This is a genomic window from Collimonas rhizosphaerae, assembly GCF_038896935.1.
Taxonomy (GTDB): domain Bacteria; phylum Pseudomonadota; class Gammaproteobacteria; order Burkholderiales; family Burkholderiaceae_D; genus Collimonas; species Collimonas rhizosphaerae.
In genome coordinates this window covers 82932-101561 of the sequence record NZ_JBANDC010000003.1, presented here as the reverse complement: position 1 = coordinate 101561, position 18630 = coordinate 82932, and the positions used below count along the sequence as shown (strand labels likewise).

Genomic DNA, 18630 nt, shown 5'->3' with positions numbered 1-18630 from the left:
ATTATCATAATGGCTGTCATTCGATCGGATTGATCGTGAATCTGTGTTTATCTTCAGGAGCCCGCAAATGAAAGCCATCGCCTTGACCCGATACCTGCCCATCGAGAACCCCGAATCGCTGGTCGACGTCCAGCTCGACAAGCCGACGCCGCAAGGCCGCGACATCCTGGTCGAGGTCAAGGCCATCGGCGTCAATCCGGTCGACGTCAAAGTGCGGGCGCCCAAGGACGCCATCGAAAAAGCGCCGCGCGTGCTGGGCTGGGATGCCGCCGGCGTGGTGCAGGCGGTCGGACCCGAGGTCAGCGGTTTCAAGGCTGGCGACAGGGTGTTTTATGCGGGCGACATCACCCGCCCCGGCAGCAACAGCGAATTCCAGCTGGTCGACGAGCGCATCGTCGGCCATATGCCGCAATCGCTGTCATTCGAGCAGGCCGCCGCCTTGCCGCTGACCACGATCACCGCCTGGGAAGCGTTGTTCGAGCGCCTGCATGTGCCGCCCGCAGCGACGGCGTCGGCCAAATCCATCCTGATCATAGGCGGCGCCGGCGGCGTCGGTTCGATTGCGATCCAGCTGGCGGTCAAGGTCGCCGGCTTGAAGGTGATCGCCACGGCATCGCGGCCTGAGTCGGAAAAATGGGTGCGCGAGCTGGGCGCGCAGCATGTCATCAACCATTTCGGCGACCTGCCGGCGCAGCTCAAGCAGGAAGGTTTCGACAACGTCGACTATGTGCTGATCCTGAACGACACCGACCGCCATTTCCCGGCGGCGGCAGCAGCGGTAGCGCCGCAGGGGATGATCTGCACCATCGTCGAAAACGCTGCGCCGCTCGACGTCAGCCTGCTGAAAGCCAAGAGCGCCGGCTTCATCTGGGAATTCATGTTCACCCGCTCGATGTTCCAGACTGCCGACATGCAGCAGCAAGGCAACCTGCTGGACCAGGTGGCGCGCCTGATCGACAACCAGGTGATTGTCACCACGGTGAACCAGGTTTTGTCGCCGATTAATGCGGCCAACCTGCGCCAGGCCCATGCCACGCTGGAAGGCGGGCGCGCGATCGGCAAGATCGTGCTCAAGGATTTTTCTTGAACGCGAGGTTCCTCCAGATCGACAGCAGGCTTTCTGTGAATGAGGATGTAAGCACACGATTGCCGTGGCCGCTGAGATGATTTGAGTCGAAATAGAGCGGCTTGCCGCGATCGTCGTAGGCCGAGCAGGTAGCGCCGGGGCAAAGCAGCGGCAACGGGTCCCAGACAGTCAGGCCGGGATGTTCCCGTTGCAGCAAGTCCAGGAGTTGCATCTGCGGGGCACGCAGGCGTTCGAGCTGGACGCGTTCCATCGTCAGGCCGGGAGCGCAAACAGGGTTCATCTTGTTGAACCAGTCCGAACAGCGGTTGGGCGGCGCCTTGAACAAGGGTTTGGGCGCGTCGATCAGGACCTGCACTTGTGCTGCTTCCAGCCGCGCGAGGATGGCTGCGGCGGAGCTTCGGGCGCCTTCGTTCATCGAAGGTGTCAGCTCGGCCAGTGCTTCATTGACGACGGCATTCTCGCCGCGTTGCCACTCGCGGCCGTCGAGTTCGGGCATCCTGAGAGAGGCCAGGAATACGATGTCGCCCGGTTTTGCCTTGGCCTCGATGGCTTTCAGGTCGGTTTCCCGGCGCTGGGCGCACTTGGCCGGATCGGGACCGATCAGCGTGACCACGCCACAACCGCCCTGTTCGTATTCCAGCACCTTGATGCCGAGTTTCAGCGATACGATCTTCAGCATGGTGCGATAGGCGGCGGTATGCGAGTCGCCGATGACAAACAGCTGGCGCCCCGCCACCTGTGGATCATCGATCTTGCTGATTTCCTCCCGAGGAAAATGCCGGTACGCATACCAGGTGTAGGTGTCGCGTGTCTGGCTGAGCGACAGGTGGTCAGGGTTGTCCGAGACCCACAGCGCGGTCCATGAGAACAGGCCGAGCGCCATGAAGCTTGACGCGAAAGCGACCCACGCGCGGCGCTGCAAAAGCGACTTGCCGCTGCGGATCGGCGTCTCGATCCAGTGATAGGAGGCGGCGGCGAGCGCTACGACAATCACGGGATAGAGGAGCTGGACGGCGAGGTGCTCCAGTCCCGTTGTCCAGCGCAAGAACACGGCGACCGGCCAATGCCAGAGGTAGAGCGAATAGGACAGCCGGCCAATATAGGTCGCCAACGGCGATTGCAGCAGGCGCTGCAGCGGGGAGAAGGGACCTTCGGCCCGCAGCACCAGCGCCGCGATCATCAGCAGCGAGCCTGACACTGTTGCCAGCGCCCAGGGGAAGGGGAACTGATTGCGCCCGGCGAAAAGAAACCCCGCCATAACGAGCGCGAGGCCGGCCGGCAGCAAGACGTGGGCCAGCCATCCGGGTCGCGCTGAAAAGCGCCTTGCGCCGATGACTTGGAAGAGCATGGCGCCCGCCGCCAATTCCCAGAACCGGCTTGGCAGCAGGTAAAAGGCTGAGAGCGGCTCGGCGCGTGTCTGGAAGGCGCTGATCGCCAGCGAGGCCAGGGCCAGGACCGGCAGAATAGCCCACACCATCGTGGTCTGTTTCCTATATCGAAGCCACACGAAATAAATCGCGGGAAAGATGACATAGAACTGCTCCTCCACGGCCAGCGACCAGGTATGCAGGTAGGGATTGAGCTCGGCGCTCGGTGAAAAATAAGTGTCCGTGTTCCAGGCCAGCACGAAATTGCTGAATCCAAAGAAGGCCGCAAGTCCAGTGCGGTTCATCAGTTCGCTAAGCCAGAATTGCGGCATGAACATCGCCGATGCCAGGAAGCTGGCAAACAGGACAACCAGGAGCGCAGGCAGGATGCGCAGGAAACGCCTGCGATAAAAATCCTTCAGATAATCGGCAAATCCCAAGTCGGCCCGCTCGAAACGCTCGGAAAGGGACTGGCTGATGACATAACCGGAGATCACGAAGAACATGTCGACGCCGGTGAAGCCGCCAGGAAGAATGCCTAGGAAGTTGGCGTGAAAGATGATGACGGAGAGCACGGCGATGGCGCGCAGGCCGTCGATTGCAGGAATGTAGGCTGGAGAGGGGTGGGGCATCGCGCGGAGTAGATGGATTGCAATTAGTAAAAGATTAACATGGATGGGTAGCCTGCCTTTGTCCTAGCCGATTTTTTATTCTTTTTGCCTATATCGCTTCAGCGAGTTTTAATTAAAACAACGAGTTATACGCTCGCCGCGGCTTTTGTCCGGTTTGGCGGCAAGGTGATTTTGTCATCAACCCTGGGGCGCTGGACGGGCCGGCACTGTATAATGGCGGCTTCTGATTTAACCCGCAGCAACGCTGCATCAACTCCCTCCTCGCCATGTTGATTTTGCCCGGTTCCAACGCTCTGCCTGCCTTCCGTTCCCAACGTCTTCTAGCCCAGTTACAAGCGATCGACAGCAATGTCGTCGAAGTGACCGGGCGTTTCGACCATTTTGTCGATGCCTCGACCGCGCTCAGCCAGGACGATATCGGCCGCCTGAACGCCTTGCTGACCTATGGCGATCCGTTCACTGCCGGCGAAGGCGGCGAAGAATTCATCGTGATTCCGCGCTTCGGCACCATCTCGCCATGGGCCAGCAAGGCCACCGACATCGCCCATAACTGCGGCATGGCCCATATCAAGCGCATTGAACGCGGCATTGCCTACCAGGTGAAACTGAAGAGCGGCTTGCTGGGCGGCGCCAAGAAACTCGGCGACGACAGCGTGCGCGCCATCGCCGACGTGCTGCATGACCGCATGACGGAAACCGTCTTGCGCAGCGCCGAGCAGGCGGCCGGCCTGTTCAGCGAACTGGATGCCAAGCCTCTGGCGTTCGTGGACTTGCTGGCGGGCGGCAAAGGCGCCCTGGAGCAAGCCAACAGCGAGCTGGGCCTGGCGCTGTCTGACGATGAAATCGACTACCTGCTGGCTGCGTTCACCAGCGCCAAGCGCAATCCGACCGATGTCGAACTGATGATGTTCGCGCAAGCCAACAGCGAACATTGCCGCCACAAGATTTTCAACGCCGACTGGGTTATCGACGGCGCAGCGCAGGACAAGTCATTGTTCGCGATGATCAAGAATACCCACCAGCTGCAGCCGAAAGGCACGATCGTCGCCTATAGCGACAATTCCTCGATCATCGAAGGCGCCACCGTGTCGCGCTTCTACGCGCGCGGCGCGGCGGAAGGCAATACCTACCGTGCTTCGGATGAGCTGACGCATATCCTGATGAAGGTCGAGACGCATAACCATCCGACCGCGATTTCGCCGTTTCCCGGCGCTTCCACCGGCGCCGGCGGCGAGATCCGCGACGAGGGTGCAACCGGCCGCGGCGCCAAGCCGAAGGCTGGCCTGACCGGTTTCACCGTATCCAACCTGCAGCTGCCGGATGCACGTCAAGCCTGGGAGAATGCGGCTGACGTCACCGCTGCCGGCCAGCCGGATGCAAGCCAGTACGGCAAGCCGGAGCGCATCGCTTCGGCCTTGCAGATCATGATCGACGGTCCGCTCGGCGGCGCTGCGTTCAACAATGAATTCGGCCGTCCCAACCTGGGCGGTTATTTCCGCACCTACGAACAGAACGTCGGCGGCAATGTGCAGGGTTACCACAAGCCGATCATGATCGCCGGCGGCATCGGCAGCATTTCGGACAAGCACACCAAGAAGAACGAACTGCCGGTCGGCAGCCTGCTGATCCAGCTGGGCGGCCCCGGCATGCGCATCGGCATGGGCGGCAGCGCGGCATCGTCGATGGCGACCGGTTCGAATACCGCCGACCTCGATTTCGATTCGGTCCAGCGCGGCAATCCGGAAATGGAACGGCGCGCGCAGGAAGTGATCAACGCCTGCTGGGCTATGGACGACAAGAATCCTATCCTGTCGATCCATGACGTCGGCGCCGGCGGCCTGTCCAACGCTTTCCCGGAAATCACCAACGACGCCAAGCGCGGCGCGATCTTCGATTTGCGCAAAGTGCCGCTGGAAGAAAGCGGCATGGCGCCCAAGGAAATCTGGAGCAATGAATCGCAGGAACGCTATGTGCTGGCGATCGCGCCGGAAAGCCTGCCGCTGTTCGAATATTTCTGCCAGCGCGAGCGCTGCCTGTTCGCGGTGGTCGGCACTGCTACCGAAGAGCGCCAGCTGAAGGTGATCGATCCGCAGCACAGTGATAGTCAAATGAGCAATCCGGTCGACATGCCGATGGACGTCCTGCTCGGCAAGCCGCCGAAGATGCAGCGCGACGTCATTCGCTTGAATCCGACCTTGCCCGCGGTCGACCTGACCGGCATGGACCTGCTGGAAGTGTCGCAGCGCGTGCTGAAGCTGCCGGCGGTGGCCGACAAATCCTTCCTGATCACCATCGGCGACCGCACCGTCGGCGCGACCTCGGTGCGCGACCAGATGGTCGGTCCGTGGCAGGTCCCGGTGGCCGACTGCGCGGTCACCAGCATGAGTTTCGAGGGCTACCTGGGCGAAGCGATGGCGATGGGCGAGCGTACGCCGCTGGCGGTCATCAATGCCGCCGCATCGGGCCGCATGGCGGTCGGCGAAGCCTTGACCAACATCGCTGCCGCGGCGATTGCCGATATTTCCGACGTCAAGCTGTCCGCCAACTGGATGGCTGCCTGCGGCCAGCCAGGCCAGGACGCCGCCTTGTTCGATACCGTCAAGGCGATCGGCATGGAGTTGTGCCCGGCGCTGGGCATCAGCATCCCGGTCGGCAAGGATTCGCTGTCGATGCGCACTACCTGGAATGACGACGGCCAGGCCAAGGCTGTGACTTCACCAGTGTCGCTGATCGTCTCCGCATTCGCGCCGGTGAGCGATGTGCGCCGTTCGCTGACGCCGCAGCTGCGCACCGATCTTGGCGATACCGCCATCATCCTGGTCGACCTCGGCCGCGGCAAGAACCGCATGGGCGCTTCGGCGCTGACCCAGGTGATGCAGCAGATCGGCAATGAAACGCCGGACGTCGACAGCGCGGAAGACCTGAAGGCTTTCTTCGCCGCGATCCAGCAATTGAACAGTGAACAGAAACTGCTGGCTTACCATGACCGTTCCGACGGCGGCCTGTTCACTTCCTTGTGCGAGATGGCGTTCGCCGGCCACAGCGGCTTGTCGATCAATCTCGATATCCTGACCATGGAAAGCGAGCACGCAGCCGACTGGGGCGATTCCAAGAACTGGACCGGCCAGGTGGCCGAGCGCCGCAATGAACTGACCTTGCGCGCGCTGTTCAGCGAAGAGCTGGGCGCGGTGCTGCAAGTGCGCGCCGAACAGAAGTCGGAAGTCATGAACGTGCTGCGCAGCTTCAACCTCGGCGCTTGCAGCCACATCATCGGCAAGCCGAACACGCGCGACGTCATCGAGTTCAGCCGCGACGCCAAGACCATCTACAGCCAGACCCGCATAGCGCTGCAGCGCCTGTGGAGCGAAACCAGCTGGCGCATCGCCCGCCTGCGCGACAATCCGGCCAGCGCCGATGCCGAATACGACCGCATCCTGGATGCCGCCGATCCTGGCATCACGCCGGTCGTGCCGTTCGACCTGCAAGACAATATCGCCGCGCCTTTCCTCAACCTGGCGGCCAAGCCGCGCGTGGCGATCTTGCGCGAGCAGGGCGTCAACTCGCATGTAGAGACTGCTTATGTCATGCACCAGGCCGGTTTCTCCGCGGTCGACGTCCACATGAGCGACCTCATCGCCGGCCGCGCGCGGCTCGACGATTTCAAGGGTTTCATCGCGGTCGGCGGTTTCTCGTACGGCGACGTGCTGGGCGCCGGCGAGGGCTGGGCCAAGACGATCCTGTTCAACGCCAAGCTGGCGGAGCAGTTCTCGCTGTTCTTCCAGCGCGGCGACACCTTTGCGCTGGGCGTCTGCAACGGCTGCCAGATGATGAGCAACCTGAAGGCGATCATCCCCGGCGCCCAGGCATGGCCGAAGTTCACCCGCAACAAGTCGGAAAAATTCGAGGCGCGTTTCTCGATGGTGCAAGTGGAGTCGTCGCCGTCGATTTTCCTGCAAGACATGGCCGGCACCCAAAGCGCCATCGCTATCGCCCACGGCGAAGGTTTTGCCGATTTCTCGCAAACCGGCGATATCAAGGAAGCGCTGGTCGCCATGCGCTTTGTCGACAACAAGGGGCAGGTGAGCGAAGCTTATCCGTACAACCCGAACGGTTCGCCGCAAGGCATCACCGCGGTGACTACGCCGGACGGCCGCTTCACGGTTTGCATGCCGCACGCCGAGCGGGTGTTCCGCACGGTGCAGCAATCGTGGCACCCTGATTCGTGGGGCGAGGATTCGCCATGGATGCGCATGTTCCGCAACGCGCGCAAGTGGGTGGGATAATCGCCAGGCCGGCCGGCCATGCCGTTCGCGGCATGGCCGGGGCATAAAAAAAGCGCTCCGAGGAGCGCTTTTTCATTTACTGCGGTTTTGCTGTTGCCGGGGTCTTATTGCACCTTGGCTTTGGCGCGCAGATCAGCTTGGTAAGCTTGCAGTTTTTTCTGTTGCAGGGCTTCAGTGATTTGCGGTTTGACTTCAGCCAAAGTAGGGATCTTGGCTGCGCGCACTTCTTCCAGCTTGATCACGTGGTAGCCGAACTGGGTCTTGATCGGCGTTTCGGTCAATTGACCAGGCTTCAAAGCCACCAGCGCATCGGAGAAAGGCTTCACGAAAGAAGCTGGAGTCGCCCAGCCCAGGTCGCCGCCGTTGGCTGCCGAACCTGGATCTTTCGATTGTTTGGCCAGGTCTTCAAACTTGCCGCCGGCTTTCAGCTTGGTGATGACGGATTTTGCATCGGCTTCGTTTTCAACCAGGATATGGCGAGCGTGATATTCCTTGTCGCCGGCTTGCGCCTTGAACTTGTCGTATTCAGCCTGGATGTCGGCATCCTTGATCGGGTTCTTCTTGACGAAGTCGGCAACCAGGGCGCGGATCAGGATCGATTGGCGGGCGATGTCGGCTTGCGCCTTGACGTCGGCGTTATTGCCCAAACCCAGCTTGTCGGCTTCCTGGATCAGCACTTCGCGGTTGATCAGTTCGTCCTTGACCATGCTGCGCAGTTCCGGGGTGTCGGCCTGGCCGCCTTGCGCGGACAATTGCTTGACCATCATGTCGGCGCGCGACGAAGGGATTGCCTTACCATTCACGACTGCAAGGTTTTGGGCCATAACAGGCAAAGTCGCTGCTGCAAAAAGTACCACCAGTAAACGTGAAGGTTTAAATGTCATTATCAAATCCTAAATTGGGGAGGTTGTTAATAAATCAATGCGAGGCAAGGGCAGAATAACTGAAGTGTGTTTGAAGGGCAATTATTCTTTAAGATCACTTATGTTTTACGCAGCTTTGGTTTCAGATGGAGCCAGTGCAGTGATAGCCAATGCATGAATTTCAGTTTGCATCATATCAGCCAAGCAATCATACACCAGCCTATGCCGATTTAAGCGGTTTTGTCCTTCAAAAACTGCGCAAACTATCCGTACTTTATAGTGCCCGCCGCCTGATGCAGCACCGGCGTGTCCCACATGCAGCGCCGATTCGTCCTCAACTATACATTCCGACGGCGCCAGCGCCGCTGTCAATTTGTTACGAATGGTATCAAGTCTTGGGTTCATCTGGGTCCTTGATGTATTTGGAGAGCAGGATGCTTTGGCCGATCACGAAGGCAAACATCAGTCCCATGCCGCCGAACAGCTTGAAGTTGACCCAGGTAGCGGTCGGGAAATTGAAGGCGATGTACAGGTTCAGGCAGCCCATGGCGATGAAGAAGGCGATCCAGGCAAAGCCGACCCGCGGCCAGATCGGGTCTGGCAGGGCGATCTGCTTTTCCATCATGGAGCGGATCAGGTTCTTCTTGAGCAGCACCTGGCTGATCAGCAATGCCGCCGCGAATGCCCAGTACAAGACGGTCGGCTTCCATTTGATGAAGGTTTCGTTATGGAAGTAGATGGTGGCGCCGCCGAAGACGCAGATGATGACCAGGGATACCCACAGCATCGCATCGACTTTTTTCCGGCGCAGCAGCAGGTAGCCGATTTGCGCAATCGTGGCGACGATCGCCACCGCGGTAGCCAGCAGCACCGGCGCTTGCGTGGCGGTGACCACGCCGCCGGACACGAAACCCGACAGGTACTGGCTGACCAGCGCCTGGGCAGCATCGGCGTTGCCTTCGCTCCATTTGAAGATGCCGAAAAAAAGGATTACCGGGAACAGGTCGAACAGGAACTTCATGGGTGTTTTTGCTTTCAGTCAGGATAAATGGTGGCCAGCGCGTGCATCAGCCGGCGGGATCAAAACGCAGCGACGCCGAATTGATGCAGTAACGCAGGCCGGTTGGCGGCGGGCCGTCGGGAAATACGTGGCCGAGATGGGCGTCGCACACCTTGCATAAAATTTCAGTGCGCATCATGCCATGGCTGCGGTCGACGCGCTCTTCGACATTGTCAGGATTGACCGCCTTGAAATAGCTCGGCCAGCCGCAGCCGGAATCGAACTTGGCGTCCGATTCGAACAAGGGCGTGTTGCAGCATACGCAGGTATAGACGCCATGCTCGTGATGATCCCAGAACTTGCCGGTGAACGCCCGTTCGGTGGCGGCGTGGCGGGTTACTTCGTATTCCATCGGTTCCAGCGCGGCGCGCCATTCGGCGTCGGTTTTGATGACTTTGCTGCTCATAACGTTTTAATCCAATCTAGGACGAACAACTGACTTCCAGCCCGCGCGCCCAGTCAGGGGGCAATTCGGCGTACCGGGCATGTTGCGGCTGTTCGTCAAACGGGTTTTCAAGAATCTGCTGCAGTTTCCTGACTTCCGAGAAGTCTTTCTCCTGCGCTCTTTCGATAGCGGTTTGCGCCAAATAGTTTCGCAACACATATTTGGGGTTGCTTGCATCCATGGCAAGCTTGCGGCTCCGGTCCTGGCTGTTTTCCAGTTTCAGGCGCGCCCGGTATTGTAACGCCCAGGCGTCAAATGCCGCACGGTCGATAAACAGGTCGCGCAGGGCTTCATCGCCGCCGCTGCCGTCCAGGCGCAAATTGCCGAGCCGGCGGAAAAACAGGGTGAAATCGACGTGGCTGCCCTGCATCAGGGCAAACATGGCGTCCAGCAATTTATCGTCGTCAGGCTGGCGCGACGCCAGGCCCAGCTTGGCATGCAGCAATTCATCCAGCTTGGCGCCGTATATGGCCTGATAGTTGCCCAGCGCAGCTTCGGTTTCCTCGACGCTGCCGATCAGCGGCAACAGCGCCTGGCCCAGGGCAAAGCAGTTCCAATGGCCGATCTGCGGCTGCCTGGCGTAGGCGTAGCGGCCCTGCTGGTCGGTATGGTTGCAGATATGGCCCGGGTCGTAGGCTTCCATGAAGCCGAACGGGCCGTAATCCAGGGTCAGGCCGAGGATCGACATGTTGTCGGTATTCATCACGCCGTGCATGAAGCCGACCGCCTGCCATTGCGCCATCAGCTGCGCGGTGCGGCGAGTCACTTCGGCCAGTAGCGCATGGTAAGGATTGCTTGCCGCCTGCAGTTCCGGGTAAAAACCGGCGATCACATGGTCGGCCAGGGTTTTCAGTTCCTCGCGGCGGTTGTTGTAATACCAGTGCTCGAACGAACCGAAGCGCACGAAGCTGGGCGCCATGCGCGTCACCACGGCGGTGGTTTCGGGCCGCTCCCGCATCGCCAGCTGGTCGGAACCGATCACCGACAAGGCGCGCGAAGTAGGGATGCCAAGCGCCGCCATGGCTTCCGAGCACAGGTATTCGCGGATCGACGAGCGCAGCACGGCGCGGCCGTCGCCCATGCGCGAATAAGGCGTTGCGCCGGATCCTTTGAGCTGCAGCTCCAGCCGCCCGCCGTCGCTGGCCGCGACGTCGCCCAGCAGGATGGCGCGGCCGTCTCCCAATTGCCCGGCCCAGACGCCGAACTGGTGGCCGGAATAGACTGCCGCCAACGACTGTGAATCGGCGGCGGCGCGGTTGCCGGAGAACGTCTGGATGAAGTCCTCGCTGGCGCATGCCGGCGGCGCCAGTCCGATCAGCTGCGCGGCTTGTTCGCTGGCGGCGACCAGGTAGGGCGCGGGCAGCGGTGTCGGTGCAAGCCTTGTATAAAAGGCAGCGGGCAGGCTGGCAAATGAGTTGGCGAAGCGTAGATGCGCGATTCCGGTCGCTTCGGGGAAAGCCAGGCGGTTGTTCATGACTGCATTGATCCTGATGGCAAGAAGGGAAAATCCAAGTATCGCACGGCGGCCGTTTACCGTTTTTATTCGGCTGAAGCGAAGGCTCTGGCGGCCAAGGTCCTGGCGTGATCGCGGATGTCGATCTGCCATGGTTCGCTCAATTCTTCGAAGCGCGACTGGTCGCCGGCAAAAAAGGCGCGCGTCGCCTCTTCAAAATTGGGCTGGTTGCCGGCCATGGCTGACATGAAACGGTAAGCGTATTCTTGCGCCTTGCGTACCTGGTCGCGTTCTTCGCTGCGGCGTTTCGCATCTTCGACCAGCTTGCGCAGCGCCACCGAAGCGCCGCCCGGCTGCTGGTTGAGCCAGGCCCAGTGACGCGGCAGCAGGGTGACCTCGCGGCCAACGACGCCCAGTTTCGGACGTCCCGGGCCACGCGCAGTTTCCTGCGCGTCGACGCTTGTTTCTGCTGCCGCGGCGACGGCTTCCGTAGCGGACAGGCGCTGCAATACCTGCTCGGCGCTGCCGCGGAAATCGATTTCGACCTGTTCGCTGGTGAGGCCGTCGAAGATCAAGATGCTTGCCGAGTCGTTCCGGTCGATCAGTTCTTTTGCTTTCAGCGCCACCAGCTCCAGCTGGCCGGAAGCAATACGCTTGGCGCCGGCAAAGGCGATAACCTGGTGCGGGGTAATCTGGTTCATCGGATTCTCGTGATCTGTTTGGGTGAGTGAATATTACCCGGGTTTAATTGAGAGGTCAATATTACCTTGGTAAAAATATTCGACTGACATTAACCATGGCCGGCAAACCGGCGGCCGACGAACCGGTGGCCGGCAAACCGGTAGAATGCCGCACTGCCTGTCATTACCGTCTCTCATCATCCTGCGCAATGGAATTTACCCTCATTACTTTGCTCAACGGCCTCAGCTACGGCTTGCTGCTATTCCTGCTGTCGTCGGGACTGACGCTGATTTTCAGCATGCTGGGCGTGCTCAATTTCGCGCATGCGAGTTTTTACATGCTGGGCGCGTATTTCGCCTATGCGATCAGCACCAGGCTTGGCTTCTGGCCGGCACTGCTGCTGGCGCCGCTGCTGACCGGCCTGCTGGGGGCGCTGGTCGAGCGCTTCGGACTGCGCCATGTGCGGCGCCATGGGCAGGTGGCGGAGCTGCTGTTCACTTTCGGCCTGTCGTACCTGATCGTCGAGCTGGTGCAGCTGGCCTGGGGCAAAGCGGCGCTGCCGTATGCGATTCCGGCGCAGCTGGATGGCCCGCTATTCACGTTTTATGCCACCACGTTTCCCATCTACCGCGGCTTCATGATGCTGCTGGCGTTGCTGGTCTTGCTGACAGCGGCCTGGCTGCTGAAACGTTCGCGCATCGGCCTGCTGATCCAGGCGGCGCTGACGCATCCGCAGATGGTGGAAGCGCTCGGGCATGACGTGCCGCGCATTTTCACACTGGTGTTTGCGGCCGGTTGCAGCCTGGCTGGGTTGGCGGGCGTGGTCGGCGGCAATGCCTTTGTCACCGAGCCGGGCATGGCGGCCGGGGTCGGCAGCATCATTTTCGTGGTGGTGGTGGTCGGCGGCCTCGGTTCGCTGCGCGGGGCGTTCATGGCTTCGCTGCTGATCGGGATCCTGCAGACGTACGCGGTGGCGCTGGATGTATCCCTGGCCAGCGCCCTGGCGCATTGGGGCGTGGCGCTCAATCCTGATGCAGCCGCCTACCCGCTGCTGCAACTGACGCTGGCCCAGCTGGCGCCGGTGTTGCCGTACCTGCTGCTGGTGCTGGCCATGCTGCTGCGCCCGCGCGGCTTGTCCGGGGTGCGCGACTGATGGACACGCGCTTGACACGAAAATGGGCCTGGATGGCGTTTGCATTGGTGCTGCTGGCCGCGCCCTGGGTGTTCCGGCAAAGCGCCGCGCTGTCGCTGCTGTCGCAATGCGGCAGCATGATGATCCTGACGCTTTCCTACAACATGCTGCTCGGGCAGGCCGGCATGCTGTCGTTCGGACACGCCATGTATTCAGGGCTGGCCGCTTTTGCCGCCGTGCACGTGATGAACCGATGGGCTGGCGGCAGTCCCGCCGCGCTGGTGCTGGTGCCGCTGGTCGGCGGCTGCGCCGGTTTGCTGTGCGGCGCTGTTTTCGGTTTTGTCACTACCCGTAAAGCGGGCACTGCCTTGTCCATGATCAGCCTGGCGCTGGCCGAACTGGCGGCGGCCGGCGCCTTGATGCTGCCGGGATGGTTCGGCGGCGAGAGCGGGATCAGCGCCGATCGTGTGCTCGGCGCGCCGCTGCTGGGCATCGACTTTGCTTCGCAGCTGCAGGTGTATTACTTGATCGCTTTCTGGCTGTTCGTATCCGCCGCCGCCATGTACGGGCTGACGCGCACGCCGCTGGGCCGCATCGCCAACGCCGTGCGCGACAATCCCGAACGGGCGGCATTCATCGGCCACGATCCGCGCCGCGTACGTTACCTGATGTTCATGCTGTCGGCGTTCTTTGCCGGCATCGGCGGTGCGCTGGCGGCGATCAACTTTGAAATCGCCAGCGCCGAAAACCTGGGTTTGCTGCGTTCGGCGCAGATCCTGCTGTTTACCTTTATCGGCGGCATCGGCTATTTCTTCGGCCCGATGTTAGGCGCGCTGGCAGGCGTGCTGTTTTCCGCCCTGTCGACATACACGCGAGGCTGGCAGCTGTATCTTGGCCTGCTGTTTGTGATCGTCGTGCTGTTTGCGCCCGGCGGCATCGCCGGCGCCCTGGTGAAAGCGCTGGCGATGCGGCGGCGGCCGGCGCTGCCGTCCTTGCTGCGTTCGGCCGGGTGGCTGCTGCTGGCAGGCTGCTCCGTGGTCTTGATTGAAATGCTGTACCGACGGGCGGGCGGTGTATGAGCGCGAATGACCTGCCGGTCGTCCTGGAGCTGCGCAACCTGCGCAAGCATTTCGGCAATACGCAGATCATCCGCGGCGCGGACCTGCAGTTGAAACAGGGCGAACGGCTGGCGTTGATCGGCCCCAACGGCGCTGGAAAATCGACCCTGTTCAACCTGGTCTCAGGCCGTACCGCCGCCAGCAGCGGCGAGATCCTGCTGCGCGGACGCAACATAAACGGCCTCAGTCCGTTCCAGGTCAACCGGCTCGGCCTGGCGCGCAGTTTTCAGGTCAGCAATATATTCCCGCAGCTGAGCGTCCGGGAAAACCTGCGTGCCGCGGTGCTGTCGTCGCACGGCTACCGTCATGTTTTCTGGCGCCGCCTGTCGGCCCTGCGCGCAGTCAGCCAGCGTACCGAAGAAGTGCTGCGGCAATGCGGTTTGCAAGCCGAGTGCGACACCCTCGGCGGCGACCTCAGCTATGCCGCCCAGCGCGCGCTGGAAATCGGCATCACGATCGCCGGCGACGCCGGCCTGATCCTGCTGGACGAACCCACCGCCGGCATGAGCCGGGACGAATCGGCTGCCGCCGCCGAGCTGATCCGCAGCGTCAGCGCCGGCAAGACCTTGCTGATGATCGAGCACGACATGGATGTGGTGTTCGGGCTGGTGGACCGCATCGCGGTGCTGGTCGACGGACGGATCATCGCTTGCGATACGCCTGCGGCCATCCGCGGCAACCGCGCGGTGCAGGCCGCCTACCTGGGCAATGCGGAGGCGGCGCCGTGACGGCCATGCTCGAAGTGCGCGGCTTGCACGCTTTCTACGGTCAAAGCCATGTCTTGCACGGCGTCGATCTGGATGTCGGGCCAGGCGAGATCGTCAGCCTGCTGGGGCGCAACGGCGCCGGCCGTTCCTCGACCCTGAAAGCGATCATGGGCATGCTGCGCAGCAGCGGCTCGGTGCGCTTCGACGGGATCGAGCTGAACGGCTTGAAAACTTTCCGCATCGCCCGCCAGGGCCTGGCTTACGTGCCGGAAGAGCGAGCCGTGTTTCCGACCCTGACGGTAGAGCAGAATCTGCTCCTGGGCCAGCAGCGCGAGCGGGTGGCGATGGACGACATGTGGCGGCTGATGCCGCAGCTGGCGGCGCGCAGGCATGTGGCCGCCGGCCTGTTGTCCGGCGGCGAACAGCAGATGCTCAGCCTGTGCCGCAGTCTCATTGGCAAGCCGCGGCTGGTCATGGTGGACGAGCCGACCGAAGGCCTGGCGCCGCAGGTGGTGCAATCGGTGGTGCAGCATTTGCTGGCGTTGCGGGCGCAAGGACTGGGCGTGTTGCTGGTCGAGCAGAAACTTGGCATCGCGCTGGACATATCCGACCGTGTGCTGGTGATGGGGCATGGGCGGATTGTATTTGCCGGCACGCCGGATGAATTGCGCGCGCATCCAGAGGCGCGGCAGAAATGGCTGGAAGTCTAGGTTACCAGTAATCTTCGGTCACGAATTGCCCCGGCACCGCGCGCCTGCACGGACGCAAACCGCGCTGGTAGAAAATGTCGCGGGTCGCGGTAATCATTTCCGGATTGCCGCACATCATGATGCGCGATTTTTCCACCGTGATATCCAGGCCCGCCGCCGCTTCCAGCTCGCCGCTGGCGAGCAGGGCGGTAATCCGTCCTTGCAGGTTGCCGTGCCCGGCCGCTTGCACATCGCGCGTAGTGGAGCGTATCAGTTGCAGCCTGGCGCCGCCGGCAGCCAGTTCCGGTCGCTGCGGCAGGGCCGACAGCAGTTCCTGGTACGCCAGCTCCTCGGTGTTTCTCACGCAATGCACCAGGACCAGGTTGCGGAATTTCTTCCATACCGCGGGATCCTGCAGGATCGAGATGAACGGGCCGAGGCCGGTGCCGGTGGCCAGCATCCATAAATCTTCGCCATCCACAAAACGGTCCACGGTCATGAAGCCATAGCTGAATTTTTCCACCAGGATCGGATAACCCGGCTTCAACCCTTTCAATTGTTCGGTAAACAAGCCGCCGGGGACTTGCACCAGGAAATATTCCAGTTCGTCTTCGGTGGCCGCCGAAGTCACCGAGTAGGCGCGCCACAGCGTTTCTGCGCCGGCGGTCACGCCCAGCCGGGCAAATTGTCCCGGCGTGAACTGGTAGCCGGCCGGGCGCGTGGTGCGGAACGACAGCAGCTTCTCGGTCCAGTAATGCACGCTGGTGACGGTCTCGGTGCTGGCTTTGAGCTGGGAAACCGGGGTTTTCGGTGGCGTGCTGCTCATGGCAGGGGTTCCTGTAGTTGTCCGCCGCCGCGCACCGCGCCGGAGGCGGCGGGCGGGTTCAGGCGCAAGGCCTGGCGCACGGTGAAGAAGGCCAGCAGCGGCGCCGCTGCGAAACAGATGAACAGCCATTGTGCCGCATTTGCGGCGCCAGGCAAACCGCCCGGGTCGGCCAGTCCCGCCAGCGAGGTCACCATGCCGGCCAGGGCGGCGCCGATGGCGGTGGCAAACAGCTGCACCGTCGTCAGCGAATAGGCCGCCAGGTTACCTTCATCCGACGGCGCGCTGCTCAATATCTTTGCCATCAGGTGCGGCATGCCCATGCCTATGCCGAAACCGACCAGCACCAGCGCGATGCACAAGGGCAGCAGGCCATAGTCGTCCAGCGCGGCGGCCGACGGCAGCATGAACGACAGCGCCAGCAATGCCGCGATCACCACCAGCGGGCCGGCTTTCATGACAAATTTCGCGCGCGCGCCGCTATAGCTGGAGAACAGCAAGGCCGCCAGGGTCCAGCCGCAAGACATGATGCCGGTCAGGTAGCCGGCCAGCAGCGGCGAGTGGCCCTGGATCACCTGCAGGAAATACGGCACGTAGATTTCGGTGGTCAGTCCCAGGATCATCAGGATCATGGTGGCGTACAGGGCGCCGATGCGGCTGCGCAGGGAAAATGCGCCGGTCGGCAGCAAACGTGCGCCGCCGCGCCGTTCCAGCCAGGCGATCAGGCCGACCAGGGCAATGCCGAACAGGATGCCGCCGATATTCAATACGGCGCTGCTGGACAGGCTGGCCGCCGACACCGACAGCACCGCTGCCGCCAGCAGCAATATTTTGGCGAGCGGGATGCTGTTGGCTTTTTCTTCCGGCGCCGTTTGCGCCGGGACTTTCAGCGTGAACTGCACCAGCAGCGCGAGTATGACCGCTGCCGGCAACAGCGACCAGAACGCGCCGCGCCAGCTGCCGGCTTGCGCAAACATGCCGCCGATGGCAGGACCCGACAGCGTCGAAATGCCCCACATGCCTGACATCAAAGCCATGGCGCGCGACCACAAGGGCGGTGCGAACACCACCCGGATCATGGCGTAAGACAGCGCCACCAGCACGCCGCCGCCGAATCCCTGCACGGTGCGCGCCAGCAGCAGCCACACCATGTGCGGCGCCAGCGCGCAGCCGGCGGAACCCAGCGAAAACACCAGCAGCGCCAGCAGGCAGGCGGGACGGTAGCCGATCCATTCGACCAGCCGCGAAGCCAGGCCGGCGGCGATGATCGACGCCACCACGAACAAAGAAGTGGCCCAGGCATAGTATTCCAGGCCGCCGATATCCTTGACTACCGACGGCAGGATGGTGGTGACGATATAGACATTGGTGGCATGCATGCCGATGCCGCCGGCCAGTGTGATGGAGCGTAAGGCGTTGCGCCCTGACAGCAGGTCTGCCCAGCTGGCAGAGGGTGCGTCAGGCAAAGTAGAGGTAACTGACATGAATCGGTATGTCCTGTGTGCTGCGTGCTAATGGGAATTTTACTGCGGGGATCAGAATCCGCCGGTAAATTGATATCTTGAGCCTGGATGCCACAAGGTGACGGAAGTCGCTACCGCCTGCCGCACCCAGGTACGGCGCGACAGCAGCAGGCACGGTTCACCGGCTTCCATCTGCAGCAGCTTGCGCACGGCGGTTTCCGGCATCTTGGATTCGATGCTGTATTCGGCTTTGTCGAGCGGCGCGATCTGCACCATGTAGTGGTTCGGCGTGATGCGGTGGAAATCCTGCTGCAGGTAGTCGGGGAACAGTTGCGGATTGGTGTAGCGGTCTTCCAGCTGGATCGGGATGTCGTCGGCAAAATGCACGATCACCGAATGAAACGCCGGGCCGCTTTCCAGTCCCAGCGCCTTCAACGCGACCGGCGCATTGCTGGCTTCCAGCGTCAGCACCTGGCTGCGGTAGCGGTGGCCGCGTGCTACCAGTTCATCGTCGATACTGTGTATCTCCACCAGGGTCGACTGGTATTTGCCAGGCGCGACGTAAGTGCCCGAGCCCTGGATCCGCACCAGCAGCTGGTTGTCGGTCAGTTCACGCAGGGCGCGGTTGACCGTCATGCGCGACAGGCTGAATTGCAGCATCAGTTCGCGCTCGGAAGGGATCAGGTCGCCCGGTTTCCATGCGCCGCTGCGGATCTGCTGCAAGACATGGTCCTTGACCTGTTGAAATGCCGGGACTGCTTTGTTGTTTGATGCGCCATGCATGTGCAGGCTCCTACTCAAGAAATTCATCACGGATACTACATCAG

General features: G+C 61.8%; 16 protein-coding genes. 6 read left to right on the top strand and 10 right to left on the bottom strand.

Annotated features, from left to right (window positions below):
- Window positions 1-67 precede the first annotated feature (67 nt).
- Entirely contained in the window at window positions 68-1087 is a 1020-nt protein-coding gene (locus V8G57_RS04965) for a zinc-binding alcohol dehydrogenase family protein (protein ID WP_342828442.1), read from the top strand.
- On the opposite strand, the gene V8G57_RS04960 is transcribed toward V8G57_RS04965, so the two are convergent.
- Window positions 1071-3086, bottom strand: a complete 2016-nt coding sequence (locus V8G57_RS04960; protein ID WP_342828441.1) for an acyltransferase family protein — start codon at window positions 3084-3086, stop codon at window positions 1071-1073. The genes V8G57_RS04965 and V8G57_RS04960 overlap by 17 nt on opposite strands.
- Before the next feature lie 266 nt (window positions 3087-3352).
- Here V8G57_RS04960 and purL point away from each other — a divergent pair, with 266 nt between their 5' ends.
- The gene (gene purL, locus V8G57_RS04955) at window positions 3353-7369 is read left to right on the top strand and encodes a phosphoribosylformylglycinamidine synthase (protein WP_342828440.1); all 4017 of its coding nucleotides are present in this window, start codon (window positions 3353-3355) and stop codon (window positions 7367-7369) included.
- A gap of 104 nt (window positions 7370-7473) precedes the next feature.
- Here the strand turns inward: purL and V8G57_RS04950 are convergent, their stop codons facing one another.
- From V8G57_RS04950 to V8G57_RS04925, 6 genes are all read right to left on the bottom strand, one after another.
- On the bottom strand, window positions 7474-8253 hold the full coding sequence (locus V8G57_RS04950) for a peptidylprolyl isomerase (protein ID WP_092393847.1): 780 nt from the start codon (window positions 8251-8253) through the stop codon (window positions 7474-7476).
- A 105-nt stretch (window positions 8254-8358) separates the two neighbouring features.
- On the bottom strand, window positions 8359-8637 hold the full coding sequence (locus tag V8G57_RS04945; protein ID WP_092393844.1) for a BolA family protein: 279 nt from the start codon (window positions 8635-8637) through the stop codon (window positions 8359-8361).
- On the bottom strand, window positions 8621-9253 hold the full coding sequence (locus V8G57_RS04940) for a septation protein A (RefSeq protein ID WP_342828438.1): 633 nt from the start codon (window positions 9251-9253) through the stop codon (window positions 8621-8623). Before V8G57_RS04940 ends, V8G57_RS04945 begins: the two co-directional genes overlap by 17 nt.
- A gap of 46 nt (window positions 9254-9299) precedes the next feature.
- The gene (gene msrB, locus V8G57_RS04935; protein ID WP_342828437.1) at window positions 9300-9698 is read right to left on the bottom strand and encodes a peptide-methionine (R)-S-oxide reductase MsrB; all 399 of its coding nucleotides are present in this window, start codon (window positions 9696-9698) and stop codon (window positions 9300-9302) included.
- A 16-nt stretch (window positions 9699-9714) separates the two neighbouring features.
- Window positions 9715-11211: a protein adenylyltransferase SelO gene (locus V8G57_RS04930; protein WP_342828436.1), complete on the bottom strand. Its 1497-nt coding sequence runs from the start codon at window positions 11209-11211 to the stop codon at window positions 9715-9717.
- A 65-nt stretch (window positions 11212-11276) separates the two neighbouring features.
- Entirely contained in the window at window positions 11277-11891 is a 615-nt protein-coding gene (locus V8G57_RS04925; RefSeq protein WP_342828434.1) for a DUF2239 family protein, read from the bottom strand.
- A 188-nt stretch (window positions 11892-12079) separates the two neighbouring features.
- On the opposite strand from V8G57_RS04925, the gene V8G57_RS04920 reads away from it, so the two are divergent.
- The 4 genes from V8G57_RS04920 to V8G57_RS04905 are packed head-to-tail and all read left to right on the top strand — an operon-like array spanning window position 12080 to window position 15538.
- A complete protein-coding gene (locus tag V8G57_RS04920) occupies window positions 12080-13024 on the top strand; it encodes a branched-chain amino acid ABC transporter permease (protein ID WP_342828432.1) in 945 nt (314 codons plus the stop codon).
- Between the two features lie 11 nt (window positions 13025-13035).
- The gene (locus tag V8G57_RS04915; RefSeq protein ID WP_425458229.1) at window positions 13036-14082 is read left to right on the top strand and encodes a branched-chain amino acid ABC transporter permease; all 1047 of its coding nucleotides are present in this window, start codon (window positions 13036-13038) and stop codon (window positions 14080-14082) included.
- The gene (locus V8G57_RS04910; protein WP_342828429.1) at window positions 14079-14849 is read left to right on the top strand and encodes an ABC transporter ATP-binding protein; all 771 of its coding nucleotides are present in this window, start codon (window positions 14079-14081) and stop codon (window positions 14847-14849) included. Before V8G57_RS04915 ends, V8G57_RS04910 begins: the two co-directional genes overlap by 4 nt.
- A 5-nt stretch (window positions 14850-14854) precedes the next feature.
- Window positions 14855-15538, top strand: coding sequence for an ABC transporter ATP-binding protein (locus V8G57_RS04905; RefSeq protein ID WP_342828629.1), 684 nt, complete (start codon window positions 14855-14857; stop codon window positions 15536-15538).
- A 1-nt stretch (window position 15539) separates the two neighbouring features.
- Here V8G57_RS04905 and V8G57_RS04900 read toward each other — a convergent pair whose 3' ends face one another.
- From V8G57_RS04900 to hutC, 3 genes are read right to left on the bottom strand one after another with little or no spacing between them, the layout of a single operon-like run.
- On the bottom strand, window positions 15540-16343 hold the full coding sequence (locus V8G57_RS04900) for a ferredoxin--NADP reductase (protein ID WP_342828427.1): 804 nt from the start codon (window positions 16341-16343) through the stop codon (window positions 15540-15542).
- Window positions 16340-17824 (bottom strand): MFS transporter, encoded by a 1485-nt coding sequence (locus tag V8G57_RS04895; RefSeq protein ID WP_342828426.1) that lies wholly within the window; start codon window positions 17822-17824, stop codon window positions 16340-16342. Before V8G57_RS04895 ends, V8G57_RS04900 begins: the two co-directional genes overlap by 4 nt.
- A 51-nt stretch (window positions 17825-17875) precedes the next feature.
- Window positions 17876-18586: a histidine utilization transcriptional repressor HutC gene (gene hutC, locus V8G57_RS04890; RefSeq protein WP_342828425.1), complete on the bottom strand. Its 711-nt coding sequence runs from the start codon at window positions 18584-18586 to the stop codon at window positions 17876-17878.
- Window positions 18587-18630: the final 44 nt, after the last annotated feature.